The 15778-nt window shown below is 41.7% G+C and carries 12 protein-coding genes; 9 read left to right on the forward strand and 3 right to left on the reverse strand.

Going from position 1 to position 15778, the window contains the following annotated elements; all coding sequences use genetic code 11:
- Nucleotides 1–187 precede the first annotated feature (187 nt).
- The 8 genes from P3L40_RS03125 to deoD all read left to right on the forward strand — a co-directional run bounded on the left by P3L40_RS03125 (nucleotide 188) and on the right by deoD (nucleotide 9270).
- Nucleotides 188–598: a BON domain-containing protein gene (locus tag P3L40_RS03125; protein ID WP_004905738.1), complete on the forward strand. Its 411-nt coding sequence runs from the start codon at nucleotides 188–190 to the stop codon at nucleotides 596–598.
- A gap of 132 nt (nucleotides 599–730) precedes the next feature.
- The gene (locus tag P3L40_RS03130) at nucleotides 731–1828 is read left to right on the forward strand and encodes a patatin family protein (RefSeq protein WP_096864553.1); all 1098 of its coding nucleotides are present in this window, start codon (nucleotides 731–733) and stop codon (nucleotides 1826–1828) included.
- Entirely contained in the window at nucleotides 1821–2606 is a 786-nt protein-coding gene (locus P3L40_RS03135; RefSeq protein ID WP_228677485.1) for a TatD family hydrolase, read from the forward strand. The genes P3L40_RS03130 and P3L40_RS03135 overlap by 8 nt, the downstream gene beginning before the upstream one ends.
- A 305-nt stretch (nucleotides 2607–2911) precedes the next feature.
- Nucleotides 2912–4195, forward strand: coding sequence for a NupC/NupG family nucleoside CNT transporter (locus tag P3L40_RS03140; protein WP_172767538.1), 1284 nt, complete (start codon nucleotides 2912–2914; stop codon nucleotides 4193–4195).
- Between the two features lie 474 nt (nucleotides 4196–4669).
- Nucleotides 4670–5449, forward strand: a complete 780-nt coding sequence (gene deoC / locus P3L40_RS03145; protein WP_094962728.1) for a deoxyribose-phosphate aldolase — start codon at nucleotides 4670–4672, stop codon at nucleotides 5447–5449.
- Nucleotides 5450–5497: 48 nt separating this feature from the next.
- Entirely contained in the window at nucleotides 5498–6820 is a 1323-nt protein-coding gene (deoA, locus tag P3L40_RS03150; RefSeq protein ID WP_004905729.1) for a thymidine phosphorylase, read from the forward strand.
- A gap of 52 nt (nucleotides 6821–6872) precedes the next feature.
- Entirely contained in the window at nucleotides 6873–8096 is a 1224-nt protein-coding gene (gene deoB / locus P3L40_RS03155; protein ID WP_004905728.1) for a phosphopentomutase, read from the forward strand.
- Between the two features lie 457 nt (nucleotides 8097–8553).
- Nucleotides 8554–9270: a purine-nucleoside phosphorylase gene (gene deoD / locus P3L40_RS03160; RefSeq protein WP_004914779.1), complete on the forward strand. Its 717-nt coding sequence runs from the start codon at nucleotides 8554–8556 to the stop codon at nucleotides 9268–9270.
- A 59-nt stretch (nucleotides 9271–9329) separates the two neighbouring features.
- Here the strand turns inward: deoD and P3L40_RS03165 are convergent, their stop codons facing one another.
- Nucleotides 9330–9824 (reverse strand): GNAT family N-acetyltransferase, encoded by a 495-nt coding sequence (locus tag P3L40_RS03165; protein WP_196732378.1) that lies wholly within the window; start codon nucleotides 9822–9824, stop codon nucleotides 9330–9332.
- Nucleotides 9825–10028: 204 nt separating this feature from the next.
- On the opposite strand from P3L40_RS03165, the gene P3L40_RS03170 reads away from it, so the two are divergent.
- Nucleotides 10029–11168, forward strand: coding sequence for a hypothetical protein (locus P3L40_RS03170; RefSeq protein WP_196732376.1), 1140 nt, complete (start codon nucleotides 10029–10031; stop codon nucleotides 11166–11168).
- 93 nt (nucleotides 11169–11261) lie between these two features.
- Here the strand turns inward: P3L40_RS03170 and P3L40_RS03175 are convergent, their stop codons facing one another.
- Nucleotides 11262–14051, reverse strand: a complete 2790-nt coding sequence (locus P3L40_RS03175) for a M16 family metallopeptidase (protein WP_196732375.1) — start codon at nucleotides 14049–14051, stop codon at nucleotides 11262–11264.
- A complete protein-coding gene (locus P3L40_RS03180) occupies nucleotides 14041–15747 on the reverse strand; it encodes an ABC transporter ATP-binding protein/permease (protein ID WP_136134500.1) in 1707 nt (568 codons plus the stop codon). The genes P3L40_RS03175 and P3L40_RS03180 overlap by 11 nt, the downstream gene beginning before the upstream one ends.
- Nucleotides 15748–15778 lie beyond the last annotated feature (31 nt).

Genomic DNA, 15778 nt, shown 5'->3' on the forward strand with positions numbered 1-15778 from the left:
GTTTATGACCCACGACTAGCATAGTTAGTGGGTCATCTTATTTCGAACTTCATTTAAAGCAACTTTCCCTGTTTTTTTATGCTTATCATCAAGAATATTCTGTCTTTATCACCTTTCTCTTTATTTTTTATGTTTTTTTACTTAGGCTATATTATTCGTTGTCCATTGCAGTGAAAGGAAGGTTTTTATGAAAAAAGCAAAACTATTGAGTTTGTTAGGAGTTATTGGGTTGAGCTGGGCGCTCGCGGCTTGTAGCTCATCATCAGATAGCGCTTTGAAAAAACAAGCCTCAGAAACCTGGGACAGTGCATCTAAGACCGTTGAAATGGCAGGTAAAGATACTGGGAATGCCATTTCGAGTGGCGCTAAAAACACCGGTGACTACATTGATGACTCCGCGATTACGGCGGATGTAAAAGGAAAATTACTGGGTACGAAAGGTATTTCGAGTAACAGCGTATCAGTAAAAACAGTCAATGGTGTTGTTTACTTATCAGGCTTTGTTAAATCAGCCGATCAAATTGATAAAATTACCCAAGTGGCATCGCAAGTCAATGGGGTAAAATCAGTACAAAATGGTTTAGTCATCGCTAACTAATCAGTAAATAAATGTCTCAATAGCTCATATTGCTGAATATTTATTGTACAATGCGGATAGAATGGGCTTTCAAAGGGAAGCTCATTCTGTTTTTGAGCTATTTAAAGTGAACTTCTGTCATTCAGAGGCATTATGGGAAAACACGTTTCAGTTACACTCGGCACGATTGAGCCGCTTGCATTCTTTGATAATATCAACTCGGGAAAAACTGCCCTGATTTGTGAAGGTGGCGGTCAACGAGGAATTTTTACTGCGGGTGTACTGGATGAGTTTCTTATCTCTGATTTCAACCCTTTTGACCTGATGATAGGCACTTCAGCTGGGGCTCAAAATCTTTCTGCGTATATTTGTGGGCAAGCAGGTTATGCACGCCGTGTGATCACGCGTTATACGACTAATTCGGCATTTTTCAATCCACTGCGCTTTATCCGCGGCGGTCATCTGATTGATTTAGATTGGCTCGTCGACACCACAGCAAAAGAATTCCCATTACGTATACAAGCAGGGCTCGATTTATTAAATTCAGGCCGTGAATTCTATATGGGAGCAAGCCGCAGTGATGATTTTTCCGCTGCTTTTCTAAAGCCTGACGCAGACAACTGGCTCGATATTATTCGTGCATCCAGCGCTATTCCGGGCTTTTATCGTGAAGGTGTCGAATTTGATGGCACGCTTTACCAAGATGGTGGCATTAGTGCTGCTATCCCAGTTGAAGAGGCATACCGCCGCGGTGCAGAGACTATTGTGGTGATCCGTACCGTTCCTTCCCAAATGTATTTTACCCCTGAATGGGTGAAAAGAATGACTCGGTGGCTGGAAGGGGATAAAAATGGCCTACAACGTATGGCCGCGATGCTAAAAGTTCATCTGAAAAGCTACCGTAGAACACAAGAATTTATTGAAAACCCACCAAAAGATGTACAGGTCTTTGAGATTTATCCACCTGTTCCACTGAAAAGCAGTGCGCTGGGTAGTAAGGTATCTTCGCTTAATCAAGATTACCATACGGGGCGCCGGTGTGGTCGCTATTTTATTGCAGCGCTGGGTGATGCCTTTGACCACAACACAAATCGCTTTAGCCATACTTTGGCACAGAAAATTGAGTCTAACCCATTAGATATTCAGCTCGAGCCACAGATACCGAATGAGCTCATTCCAGAATTGGTGACAGAGCCTGCAACCTCAATGCCTTTAGCCGCAATATCCGCAAATGAAAATCGTGATGGCTAAACGTCAATTTATTGATACTCATTGTCATTTTGATTTCCCACCTTTTAGTGATTCCTTCACTGAAAGTTTGCAGCTTGCTCAACAAAGTGGGGTGAGTGATATTATCATTCCTACAGTGAGTATGGATAATTTTGCACGAGTTTGGCAACTGGCACAGCAGTACCCGCAGTTGCATGCCGCTATGGGGTTTCATCCGTTATATTTGAGTCAGTTTCAAGAGCAACATATTGATATATTGATTGATTATCTAGCTAAAAAGAATAAAAAGTGTGTGGCGATAGGGGAGATTGGGCTTGACCTCTATATGCAAAACCCGCAATTTGAGCGCCAGCAAGTGGTGTTGTCCGCACAATTAAAGTTAGCGAAACAGTTTGATTTACCAGTTATTTTACATTCACGTAAAAGCCATGACCCATTAGCTGCGATGCTACGTCGTTTTGATGTCCCAGCTCGTGGCGTTGTGCATGGTTTTGCCGGCAGTCTATCTCAAGCCCAAGCCTTTGTTAAACTTGGCTATTATATTGGTGTTGGTGGCACAATTACTTATGACAGAGCGAATAAAACTCGCCATGTGATGTCGCAACTCCCTTTGACTTCATTATTATTCGAAACGGATGCCCCTGATATGCCAGTTTCAGGTTTTCAAGGCGAACCAAATCGTCCTGAACGTATTGAGTGGGTTTTTCGTTCATTATGTGAGCTTCGCCACGAATCCCCTGCAGAAATAGCCCAACAACTTTACAACAATAGTTTGTCGTTATTTAATCTCACCAAGTAAAACTGCATACAGAATCATAAATAATATTTATATAATTTCACTAATTGGCTATTAAAATCTATTCGGTTTTTATTGTGCTTAATTGGGACTTTAGTGCCTTTCCAGATTAAACTGAATGGATTTTGTGACTTTTGTCACATTACGTGAATTTTTGTTGTTTATTGCAGTATGTATTTGTGATGAGTATTGCGGGTTATTGGTGATGACTAGGTATAATCATCAAATTAAGAGTCAAGGTGACTTACACGTTTCCTTATATATCAACCTAAAATAAAGTGAACAGGGATCCTTCCATGCAGCTCATTATGAGTATTATCGGAATGGCGGTACTTATCGCGATAGCTATTCTATTTTCCAGCAATCGCCGAGCAATTAGACTACGCACAGTTGGCGGCGCATTTTTAATTCAATTAGCCATTGGTGCATTTGTTCTTTATGTTCCAGCGGGGCGTAGTGTGCTCCAAGGGATGTCTGACGCGGTTTCTAAAGTTATTGGATATGGTCAAGATGGGATGAGCTTCATCTTTGGCGGCCTTGTTTCCGATAAAATGTTTGAACTGTTTGGTGGCGGTGGCTTTATTTTCGCTTTTCGCGTTTTACCAATTATTGTTTTCTTCTCATCGTTAATTGCTGTCCTTTATTATTTAGGGATCATGCAGTTAGTGATTAAAGTTCTTGGTGGTGGTCTGCAAAAAATATTGGGAACCTCAAGAACAGAATCGTTATCTGCAACAGCAAATATTTTTGTTGGGCAAACGGAAGCACCATTGGTTGTTCGCCCTTATATTGCAACAATGACGACATCAGAGCTGTTTGCCATTATGTGTGGTGGTTTAGCTTCTGTAGCGGGTTCAGTTTTGGCCGGCTACGCCCAAATGGGTGTACCAATGGAATACCTGATTGCTGCCTCCTTTATGGCCGCTCCAGGTGGTTTATTATTCGCCAAACTGATGGTTCCAGAAACAGAAGATGTAAAAGATAGGGTTGATGCGACAGATTTAGTCGCTGAAGATGAACGCCCTGCCAATATCATTGATGCGGCCGCTTCTGGGGCATCATCAGGGATGCAACTGGCGCTGAACGTAGGGGCAATGTTATTGGCCTTTATCGCTTTGATTGCATTGATCAATGGCATCTTAGGTGGTATTGGTGGCTGGTTTGATTATCCACAATTATCACTGGAATTATTATTAGGTTGGTTATTCGCTCCGATTGCCTTCTTAATTGGTGTGCCGTGGAGTGAAGCGACAATTGCCGGTTCTTTTATCGGCCAAAAAGTTGTTGTGAATGAGTTTGTCGCATTCATGAACTTCGGTGAATACATGAAAGCGGATGCTGAAGTGCTGGCGGCAGGCAAACAAGTGCTTTCCGACCATACTAAAGCAATTATTTCGTTTGCATTATGTGGTTTTGCTAACCTTTCATCCGTCGCTATCTTACTCGGTGGTTTAGGCGGAATGGCGCCAAATCGCCGTGGTGATGTCGCTCGTTTAGGTATGAAAGCGGTTATGGCTGGTACCCTGTCTAACTTAATGAGTGCAACCATTGCTGGCTTTTTCTTGACGTTAGGCGCAGCAGCCGTAATTTAATTTATATTTGCTATCAACTAATCCAATTAAACGGAAGGGGATTAATCCTTCCGTTTTCATTTTGATTCGTTATATTCTTTTATGACTTTTTATATCAATCGTAAATTTTCAACTATTCTTAACTTAGTCAATCAATGATAAAGAAAATATTGAAAAAGCCATTTGAGAGAAGAATTGATGGCGATAGATGGTATAATTTGATCTATATCACATTTTTTATTTTAATAATGTAACATTCAGTCGATTAATGTGATTTGTAGCACATAAAATGGCATCATTCCATGGTCAAATAGGCATTAGTAAGCTGCTATGGAACTGCTAGTTCTCAGAGTCTAGGACTCTAGGGCATGATGCGGTGAGAAGGATCTCAGCTGCTCAGTTCGGAAAGAATCCGACTAGCATCTTTAAGGAACCAAGCCCGCTCGCCAACAAAGAACGTGTCGTTCTGAAGAATTAACAACGTTGGAGAGTTATATGACTGATTTAAAAGCGGCCGCACAACGCGCGCTGTCACTTATGGATTTAACCACTTTAAATGATGACGATACTGATGCGAAAGTCATCGCACTGTGTCATCAGGCGAAAAGCCCAGCAGGCAATACCGCTGCAATCTGTATTTACCCTCGTTTTATTCCCATTGCACGTAAAACATTACGTGAGCAAGGCACTCCAGATGTGCGTATTGCAACGGTTACGAATTTCCCACACGGTAACGATGATATTGATATCGCATTAGCTGAAACCAAAGCAGCAATTGCTTACGGTGCGGATGAAGTTGATGTTGTTTTCCCTTATCGTGCGCTGATTGCGGGTAATGAACAAATTGGTTTTGATTTAGTGAAAGCCTGTAAAGACGCTTGTGCGGCTGCGAATGTGTTGCTGAAAGTAATCATTGAGACAGGTGAGTTAAAAGATGCAGCACTAATCCGTAAGGCTTCTGAAATTTCAATTAAAGCGGGCGCTGATTTTATTAAAACTTCGACAGGTAAAGTACCTGTTAATGCAACATTAGAAAGCGCGGAAATCATGATGCAAGTCATCCGTGATATGGGCGTTGAAAAAACAGTCGGCTTTAAACCTGCTGGTGGTGTACGTACCGCAGAAGAAGCAGCAGAATACTTAGCGTTAGCGGGACGAATTTTAGGTGACAATTGGGCAGATAGCCGCCACTTCCGTTTTGGTGCTTCTAGCCTATTAGCAAATTTATTAAATACGCTAGGTTTTGACGTTAAAAAATCAAGCAGCAGTTATTAATTTTCGCAATATTGTTAGCCGATAAATTCGACTTTAAAGGAGAATATTGTGTTTCTGGCACAAGAAATTATCCGTAAAAAACGTGATGGTAAGCCATTAAGCGAAGAAGAAATTCGTTTCTTTATCAATGGTGTTCGCGATAACTCAGTTTCAGAAGGTCAAATTGCTGCATTGGCAATGACTATCTATTTTAATGATATGACCATGCCTGAGCGCGTTGCATTAACGTTAGCAATGCGTGATTCAGGAACCGTTCTGAACTGGAAATCACTCAATCTCAATGGCCCATTAGTTGATAAACACTCAACTGGCGGCGTGGGGGATGTGACTTCACTGATGCTTGGCCCTATGGTCGCTGCTTGTGGCGGTTATGTACCGATGATCTCAGGCCGTGGTTTAGGCCACACTGGTGGAACACTAGACAAGCTTGAAGCGATCCCTAATTTCGATATCTTCCCGGATGACGTTCGTTTCCGCGACATTATCAAAGATGTCGGGGTGGCAATTATTGGGCAAACTAATTCATTAGCACCTGCCGATAAACGTTTCTATGCGACCCGTGATATTACAGCGACAGTGGATTCAATTCCGCTAATTACCGCTTCAATCTTAGGTAAAAAATTGGCTGAAGGCCTTGATGCTCTGGTGATGGACGTTAAAGTCGGCTCAGGCGCATTTATGCCAACTTATGAGAAGTCAGAAGAGTTGGCTGAGTCAATTGTGAAGGTCGCTAATGGGGCGGGTTGTAAAACTACGGCATTATTGACTGACATGAATGAAGTGCTAGCTTCCAGCGCAGGTAACGCAGTTGAAGTTCGTGAAGCGGTTCAATTCTTAACGGGTGAATACCGTAACCCACGTCTTTATGAAGTCACCATGGCGTTATGTGTAGAAATGCTGGTATCTGGTTCATTAGCAGCAAACCGCGAAGAAGCACGCCAAAAATTACAGGCAGTATTAGACAATGGTAAAGCGGCAGAAGTGTTTGGCCGTATGGTAGCAGCTCAAAAAGGGCCTGCTGATTTTGTTGAAAATTACAACAAATACCTGCCGACTGCGGTACTGAGCAAAGCCGTTTATGCACCAAAAGATGGCATTATCACGCAAATGGATACACGTGCGCTGGGAATGTCCGTAGTGACGTTAGGCGGTGGTCGCCGTAAAGCGACAGACCCAATTGATTATAGCGTTGGTTTGAGTGATATCGCTGCGTTAGGCGCCAAAGTGGATACCCAAACGCCACTGGCAATTATCCATGCAAATAGTGAAAAAGCGTGGGAAGAAGCGGCGAAAGAAGTGCGTGAAGCGATGGTGATTGGAGACAAATCTCCTGAAACAACACCAATGGTTTATCGCCAAATCAGCGAGTAATACAAATAGATTTTAGTGGTATATCGTTTTAAAAATACCGCAGGAGAAAAATATGAAACGCACATTTATTATGGTTTTGGATTCCTTTGGGATCGGTGCAGCACATGATGCACATAAATTTGGTGATGAAGGTTCCAATACATTGGGTCACATCGCAGATGCTTGCGCCCGTGGCGAAGCGGATATTGGTCGTAAAGGGCCTCTGCATTTACCTAATTTAACAAAATTAGGTTTAGGTAAAGCAGGAGAAGAATCAAGCGGTTCATTCCCTGCAGGTCTTGACCCTAATGCAGAAATTATTGGTGCGTATGGTTATGCGAGCGAAATTTCTTCAGGCAAAGATACGCCATCAGGCCACTGGGAAATCGCAGGTGTTCCTGTGTTATTCGATTGGGGATATTTTTCTGATGAAGAAAATAGTTTCCCTCAAGAGTTACTGGATACGTTAGTTGAGAAAGCGAATTTACCGGGTTACTTAGGTAACTGCCACTCATCAGGTACGGTTATTTTGGATCAACTGGGTGAAGAGCATATGAAAACCGGGAAACCGATTTTCTATACCTCAGCTGACTCCGTATTCCAAATCGCTTGTCACGAAGAAACTTATGGCTTAGACAAACTGTATGAGCTGTGTGAGATAGCGCGTGAAGAGTTAACCAAAGGCGGTTATAACATTGGCCGTGTTATCGCGCGTCCATTTGTTGGCGACAAAGCGGGTAACTTCACACGTACAGGTAACCGTCATGACTTAGCGGTAGAGCCACCAGCACCAACCGTATTGAAAAAATTAGTTGATGAAAAACAAGGTGAAGTTGTTTCTATCGGTAAAATTGCGGATATTTACGCTCATGTCGGTATCACCAAGAAAATTAAAGCCACTGGTATCGATGCGCTATTCGATGCAACGGTAGAAGAAATGAAACTAGCGGGCGACAACACCATCGTTTTCACTAACTTTGTGGACTTTGACTCTGCATACGGCCACCGCCGTGATGTGGCAGGTTATGCAGCAGCATTAGAGTTATTTGACCGTCGTTTACCAGAGCTGATGAAGTTGGTTAAAGAAGATGACATTCTGATCTTAACCGCTGACCACGGTTGTGACCCAACTTGGCCAGGTACAGACCATACCCGTGAGCACATCCCAGTGTTGATTTATGGTCCAAAAGTGAAACCAGGTTCATTAGGTCATCGCGAAACTTTCGCAGATATTGGCCAGACTGTCGCGAAATACTTTGATTTGTCGCCGATGGATTATGGTAAACCAATGCTCTAACACCCATTACCCGTCATACTTTGAGCTGTAGCGGTGTTGGCTGCATAAAATCCCCCTAATCACATACTGATGTATGCTCATAGGGATGATTTTCTTTGCCGCCTAGCTACAACTCAAATTATTTAGGGTAATGGCGGGGAATTAAAGGTAATGGGCAAAGCTTTGTCGTCATACTTTAAGTTGTAGAGTGGTGTTGGCTGCATAAAATCCCCCTAATCACATACTGATGTATGCTCATAGGGATGATTTTCTTTGCCGCCTAGCTACAACTCAAATTATTTAGGGTAATAGGTAAGTATGAAAGGTAGTGAGCGAGCTATTGAAGGGTAATAAGCTAGCTGTAGTTCGTTGGCTGCGATTCAAATTGCTTAGGCCAGTAAGATACAGATTATTAATAATAAGGTGGGAAGCCACCTTATTCATTTGAAAATATTTAATAGTTTAAAGGGAAATAATCATGGCAACTCCACATATTAATGCAGAAATGGGTGATTTCGCTGATGTCGTTCTGATGCCAGGCGACCCATTACGTGCAAAATACATCGCTGAAACCTTCCTTCAGGATGTTCGCCAAGTCAATAATGTGCGTGGCATGTTAGGTTTTACAGGGACTTATAAAGGTCGTAAAATTTCTGTTATGGGTCACGGTATGGGGATCCCTTCATGCTCCATTTACGCGAAAGAACTGATCACTGACTTTGGTGTAAAAGTGATTATTCGTGTGGGTTCATGTGGCGCAGTAATGGATGACGTCAAATTGCGTGATGTTGTGATTGGTATGGGCGCTTGTACTGATTCACGTGTTAACCGTCAACGTTTTAAAGAAAATGATTTTGCAGCGATTGCAGACTATGACTTAGTCCATAATGCGGTTGAAGCGGCAAAAGCAAGAAACGTGAATGTGCGTGTGGGTAACTTGTTCTCAGCAGACCTATTTTACTCACCAGATCCTGATATGTTCAAAGTGATGGAAAAATACGGCATCCTAGGTGTTGAAATGGAAGCTGCGGGTATTTATGGTGTTGCCGCTGAGTTTGGTGCACGTGCATTAACGATTTGTACCGTTTCTGACCACATCAAAACTGGCGAACAAACAACGTCAGAAGAACGTCAAACCACGTTTAATGAGATGATTGAAATTGCACTGGACTCCGTGCTGTTAGGCGACAAATAGTCGTTAGACGTTTTCATGATGCGCTAAAATGCCACCTATTGTGTGGCATTTTTTTATCGCTATTTTTTGATCCTACTCATCATCACCGCATCAACATATTGCCCATCACGAAATGCATAATCTTTCATGCGGCCTTCTAGTTCAAAACCAAACTTTTCATACAGCCCGACGCCACTGCCATTTGCGGCGAATACTTCTAGTTCTATGCGATGGACATTCAGCCAGTTGTCACAGTAATCCACCATCACTTGCATCAGTTGTGAGCCAATACCTTTGCCTTGGTGGGTTTCACTAACGGTAATCCCGAAGGTAGCCACATGGCGGCGGCGTATTTGGCTTGGTTGATGAATAACGAGTAACCCGACAACGACATCATCAATAGTGGCCACAAACTGTGTGACGAGTAGATCATTCGTGCCAATGCGCGCTTCCCATGTTTTTTCTGTTGGGTATGGCAGTTGTAAGGTGTTGGCATACGCCGAATAATCAGCGTGCATTTTAGTTATTGCAGGCACATCGTCCAATGTTGCTCTGCGGATGGTTACGTTATTCATATAGAATCTCTTTATCGTTATTTATTATATATAAGGGTATTAATTCCACTTAATTATCGTTGTGTCAATTAGATTATGCTAGATATCAATGTGTTATTTAAATATGCCACCTATGTATAGGAGTAGCGCTATCTGATATCGAATATTTATCTATTTATATATTATTTTTGAATGTAGTTATCTATTAAGAAAAGAGGAAAAATTATGGGGATTGCACTCAGAAAAAATGATACAAATATAGCCAGCGGTGACACATTGGCTATGATGATTCAAAAAAAAGGAAATAAAGATAATATTAGTAAAAAGTCAAAAAACTTAATTGTTAATGAAATAAAAAGGTTAATACAAGCTAATTCAGAAGAAAGTTTAAAGTTGCTGAATGAAGGAAGATTATCTTTAACAAGTATAGGTTCTGATAAAATTAAATGTAAACTTAGAAAATATTTTCCGAATGATATTCGTAAAGTAAATAATAATCCTATTACCATGGAGGCTAAATATATAGACGACAATATTAAAACATCACGAGTTGAAGTAGTGAAAAAATTAACACCTAGGACTATTGAAAAAAAATCAGAGGAAAAAGTTAATAACAATATTGAAGTGGTGGATAAAAAGTTAAACAATCAGGATATAGAAGAAACAGACCCAATCAATATAGATGTAGAGTTACAGTTGAAAATAGCCCTTGCAACTAATTCATCTATCAAAGAGGTGAAGCAGTATGTGAAGTTGTATTTATCAGAAAAAGAAGTAGAGGAAGATGAGACTCAAGAATGCTTAAAACACATTGATAAATTAAATAAAAATCAAGGGAGCTATATCGTTAAGGAAACGATTGAAAATGTGCTTAAAAACATCTCATCCAATGAAAAAGACCCTAAATGGATAAGTCGTGTTTTTATTGAACGACTAAAATGCGAACTTAATAGAACTGAGCACCATACTCATGATAAGGCTACATCAACGACCGATTTGAGAAATCTAGAGGTTGATAATATTCTAAATGAAATTCGCTTGAACGATGAAAGAAAATTAACAACTCCTATGGAATTAAAGAAAATCATTAATGAGGCTGTTGAGAGAAGATATTTATCTGAAATAAATTTAGTTGAAGTTAAATCTTTATTGCGAAAAATGAAAAGAGATGAAATCTCAGAAGTTTACTCATCGGCCATAGGTTATTTGAAGTATGGCATAAACTTTCCTGTTGGAAGTAATGATGAGAAAAAAATTAATAAGATCATTCATGAGATAGAAAATCCAAGTGTTAAGCACAGAATTTTAAATTTCTTTATTGATATGAAATTTAAAATTTTAAGGATATATAATAATTTATTTTAAATAGATTGGAATGAGAGAGTTATATTAAAAACGTCAATCTTAGAAAGAATGGCTAACAGCTGTTTGATAGCCATTCTTTTATTTATTAGAAAATTAAGGCGTCATCATAAACACTTTTGAATTCTGCCCTAAATATTGACGAGCTAAACGATTAATATCTTCAACTGTAAGTTGGTGAATAATATCTTTCTGTTGGTTTAAACGCTGATATTGCCCATCATCGCTGGCAATCTGCGCTAGAGCCTCAGTCCAATAGCTCGAGCTATCAGTGACTTGTGAATTTTCAGTGAGCCAAATATTTTTCGCTTCGGTTAGCTCTTTTTCACTCACACCTGTTTGACGAATTTGACCTATTGTTTTTTGGGCGATTTGCGTCATTTCTTCAGCACGTTCAGGTGAGGTGGTGAAATTCAAGCGCGCGAGGTAATACGGTTGCGGTTTCTTCGCGAGCATCTGTGAAAAGCCTAGCGCATAAATACCACTCGCTTTCTCACGTAGTTCACCACGTAAGCGTTGGCTCACAATGGTATCAATCAGTTGAATCGCTAAGCTGTCTTGCTGGTTCCAGACAGCAGGTGACGCGAACTGAATACTCACCATGCTCTTATCGCTGCTGCTGATAGGATAAGTTTTATTAAAACTCGCCATTTTTGGCATGATCCCTTGGTCGCGAGATACCAGTTTTTGGTTACTGTGTGGCAGTGAGGCAACCCATTGCTCTAACAGAGGTTTTAGATCACGGCTATTCATTGCACCTGTAATGACCAGTGTCATATCTGCTGTTGAGGTGAGTAATTGGCGGTTAGCTTGCTGCAACTGCTGAGCCGTAAATTGCTGCCAGCTGCCCTGTGGGTTAATCACTAAAAATTCACCGTGGGTATAGCTTTCCCGATTAATATTATCAAGGAAAGTGCGTTCTACGGGGGTTTTGGCTAAATTTAAAGCAAAGGATTGTTTTTGTTGTTCTAATTTTTCACCACTAAATTGCGGAGCGGTGAGTTTTAAATTGAGTAACTGTAGCGCCGTTTCGAGGTTATCGACAGGGGCTTTTCCGCGAAAACCATGTGTCAGCAATTCACTGTATGGGCGAACGCTAATTTGGTTTTGTTTTGCCAGCAGAGCCAGATCACGCGCACTGTAATTTCCATAACCGCTGCTTTCAGGAAGTTTCAACGCCCAATCCGTTAAACCTGCCGTTTGTTGTGTTTCTAACGAACGGCCACCCGGTAATTGCAAGTTAAATTGAATATCATCTTTCAGGTTTTTATCTGTTTTAACAATTACCTGAATGCCATTACTCAAAGTCCAATGTTCCGTTTTTTCAACGGGCAGCTTAGATTGATCAACAATACTGCCTTTTATGGATTGGGGTAATTGCAGTTGAATGGCTTTGGAGCGCAGCGTAAATGGCCCTGGTGTGCTTTGGCGTATTTTAAGCCATTGCTGATTAAATGCCGATTTATCAATAGTAGGGGCATCAGTATCAGGCCCAATTAATGCTAAACGCGGGGAAGCGGTTTGTAGGAATTTAGCGACATGCTGTTGTAAGTCCTGCGGCTTAACGGATTTCATTAACTGGTAGCTGTTATCTAACTGTTGGCGCTTATTCCACATTGGCATGTCGTATTCAAGCGCCGTCGTCAGTTGCCCTGCTAAATATTCATTACTATAACGTTGCTCTGAAGCGGCTTGCAGGCTGAATTTTTTCAACATCGCTTGCTTTGCAGAATCAAGTTCTTCTTGGGTAACCGGCTCAGTAGCAAGGCGTTGTAATTCTGTAAATAAAATCTCAGTTGCACCTTGGTAATCATTACCTTTCGGGTGGATGATCATCAACTGTTGTAAGCGCTGGTTATCTAACATTGCCCCTTGTTCATTGATGCTAATCGACGGCAAAATGCCGTTATCCACCATAACGGAGAAACGTTGGTTTAAAATGGCCAACCAGAGGTTATCCAGTAAATCTTCCGACTGCCCTAAACGGGTATTTAGCGGTGCGCTAACATCCTTTTGTAAGGCAAATTGCACATAACGCGCCCCTTGCTCTTTATCAAATACACCTTGCACTAACATATTGGTTGAATGGGCAAATTGTTTCCATTGCGGGTTATCTTCTGCCACTTTTTTGGGTTTAGGGAGCGCAAATAAATTATCAACCTGATTGCGTACTGATGAACTATTGAAATCACCAATAATTAATAGTGACATTCGCTGAGGCTGATACCATGTTTGATAATAGTCTTTCGCTTGCTCAATCGGAGCATTGCGTACCACATCTAATGAGCCAATTGGGTTGCGATCGACGTAACGGCTACCGTGGTAACGTAATTTTTCTAAGCTGTCATTGATGCGATAGCCCATTCCTTGGCGTAAGCGCCATTCTTCAACAATCACAGGGCGCTCTTTTTCAAAGGCTTCTTGGTCAAAGGTCATATTTGACGCCCAATCTGCCATCACTTGTAAGCCTGTGGCGACTTGTGCGGTCGTGGCTTCGGGGAGTGACAATTTATATAGTGTGGAATTTAAACTGGTGATCGCATTAACATGGCTACCGAGTTTAAGCCCTTGGTGTTCAAGCTGTTTGAACCCCGTGGTTCCCGGAAAATGTTTGGTGCCTTTAAACGCCATATGTTCAGTAAAGTGCGCGAGACCAAGTTGCTGTTCATTTTCTTGCAATGAACCGCTACTGACCAACAAACGCAGTTCAACTCCAGGTTGATTGCGTTGTAGAAGGTAAACTTGCAGTCCATTTTCGAGTTGATAGTGTTGCAGGTCACCGCGTACGGGCAACAGCGAGGTTGCATTTTGACTCACAGATGTGCTGCCTGCGCAGCCACCGAGCAGAATGCTTACCAGTGTGGCGAAGGTAATTTTACGAAGCATATTCAGGTGTTCCTGTATTTAAGGATTTTTCACTCGCAGGTTCAACGAGCAATATTTGTTGTTCCGCAAATTGATCAACGAAGCTTTGATGGCTAACCAAAACAATGGCGCTGTCATGTAACTCAGCTTTCAATAGAGCGAGGAGTTCTAATGCGCTGTTTTCATCAAGGGCGGAGGTGGTTTCATCCAATAAAAGCAGTTTTGGTCGGTTGAGCAATAAACGCGCAAACATAATGCGCTGCTGTTCTCCACCAGATAGGCGGTTGTTCCAATCGGTTTCGAGTGCTAATTGATGATGCAGTTTTTCCAAACCGACTAACATCAATGCATATTGAAAATCTTGCTGGCTAAATTGGGATGCCGCTTTGGGATAAGCTAATAAGCTATCAAGCCGACTAATTGGTAAATAGAGACGCTGTGGGATCCACATAACTTTTTCTGTTCGGCTGATAGTACCGTTGAAGAAAGGCCAATGCCCACTTAGCGTACGTAATAAGGTGGATTTTCCAATGCCAGAACGGCCACTAATCAAGGTTAATTCACCTTGTTTGGCGGTTATATTCACGGAATTAATTAAACAGCGGTTGTCTGCGGTAGAAATGGATAACTTAGCCACCAGAGGTGGCGATTTTTCGTCGATAGTAACCACCGCTTTGTTATCGTTTTCCAATAAAACCACAAAGTTGTATAAACGGGAGACCGTGGCTTGCCATGCGGCGATTTCTTTATAGGCAAAAATAAACCAACCGAGTGAAGTCGCAACACTGGTAAAGGCTTGGCGCAATTGCATTAAGCCACCTAACATGATTTCACCCGCAAGGAATTTAGGCAGTGCGAGTAATACAGGTGCTAAAGCGGTAACTTGTTGGTAACCCACTGTATAAAAAGATAAATTTCTTTCACAGCGAATAAGGCGGTTCCAGTTGCTGATAATTTCACCAAAGCGCCCCATCAGTTCTTTTCTATCTTGAGTTTCACCGCGTTGCCCTGCGATGGCATCACCGTGTTGGCGGCAATTAATTAGCGAGCTACGGTAATCCGCTTCGCGGCGCTGCTTATCCATATGCAAACGGCGTAGCGGAAAACCTATCCATTGGGTAAGTGCAATACCAATGAGGGTATAAATAATACAAGCCCAGAACATATACCCGGGGATGGTCCAGTCGCTATCGGCAAAATTAAACGACAGGCTACCGGAAAGCGTCCAAAGAATGGCGGCAAATGAAATCAGCGTTAGCATTGAGTGAAGGAATGTCACCACTAAATTTAATGTTGATTCAATCAGTAAACGGATATCTTCAGCGATACGTTGGTCTGGGTTATCGGGTTCTTGTGATGTCAGCCTTAACAGGTAATGTTTACTGTTGGGGGATAACCAACGGCCAAGTACTTGCTCAGTCATGCCTTTACGCCAACGGATAATCAGCATTTGTTTTAGGTAGTTACCCATGACGACGACAAAAATTAGCCCACTAACTAAGATCACAAAGTACTGTAACAGTCCATATAGGGCTTGGCCGTCGAGTTTTTGTAGGGCGTTATAAAAGTCGCCGTTCCACATGTTCATTTTGACGTTGAACCACACCGAGGACAAGGTGAGCCCGAGTGAGGCAAACAGCAGTATCCAGCACAAAAGGGCAGCACGCTGCCCCCAAAAAGGTTTTACTAAATAGAAAAATTGTTTCAGTGTCTTCATGACGTTTTATTCATTTGTTGTTTTAATTGTT

The sequence above is a fragment of the Providencia sp. PROV040 genome (genome assembly GCF_032706145.1).
GTDB classification, from domain to species: domain Bacteria; phylum Pseudomonadota; class Gammaproteobacteria; order Enterobacterales; family Enterobacteriaceae; genus Providencia; species Providencia hangzhouensis.

What these genes read in the sequence shown, in the direction of transcription:
- P3L40_RS03125 (WP_004905738.1), top strand. Translation starts at nt 188, where the DNA reads ATGAAAAAAGCAAAACTATTGAGTTTGTTAGGAGTTATTGGGTTGAGC.
- P3L40_RS03130 (WP_096864553.1), top strand. Translation starts at nt 731, where the DNA reads ATGGGAAAACACGTTTCAGTTACACTCGGCACGATTGAGCCGCTTGCA.
- P3L40_RS03135 (WP_228677485.1), top strand. Translation starts at nt 1,821, where the DNA reads ATGGCTAAACGTCAATTTATTGATACTCATTGTCATTTTGATTTCCCA.
- P3L40_RS03140 (WP_172767538.1), top strand. Translation starts at nt 2,912, where the DNA reads ATGAGTATTATCGGAATGGCGGTACTTATCGCGATAGCTATTCTATTT.
- deoC (WP_094962728.1), top strand. Translation starts at nt 4,670, where the DNA reads ATGACTGATTTAAAAGCGGCCGCACAACGCGCGCTGTCACTTATGGAT.
- deoB (WP_004905728.1), top strand. Translation starts at nt 6,873, where the DNA reads ATGAAACGCACATTTATTATGGTTTTGGATTCCTTTGGGATCGGTGCA.
- deoD (WP_004914779.1), top strand. Translation starts at nt 8,554, where the DNA reads ATGGCAACTCCACATATTAATGCAGAAATGGGTGATTTCGCTGATGTC.
- P3L40_RS03165 (WP_196732378.1), bottom strand. Translation starts at nt 9,824, where the DNA reads ATGAATAACGTAACCATCCGCAGAGCAACATTGGACGATGTGCCTGCA.
- P3L40_RS03170 (WP_196732376.1), top strand. Translation starts at nt 10,029, where the DNA reads ATGGGGATTGCACTCAGAAAAAATGATACAAATATAGCCAGCGGTGAC.
- P3L40_RS03175 (WP_196732375.1), bottom strand. Translation starts at nt 14,051, where the DNA reads ATGCTTCGTAAAATTACCTTCGCCACACTGGTAAGCATTCTGCTCGGT.
- P3L40_RS03180 (WP_136134500.1), bottom strand. Translation starts at nt 15,747, where the DNA reads ATGAAGACACTGAAACAATTTTTCTATTTAGTAAAACCTTTTTGGGGG.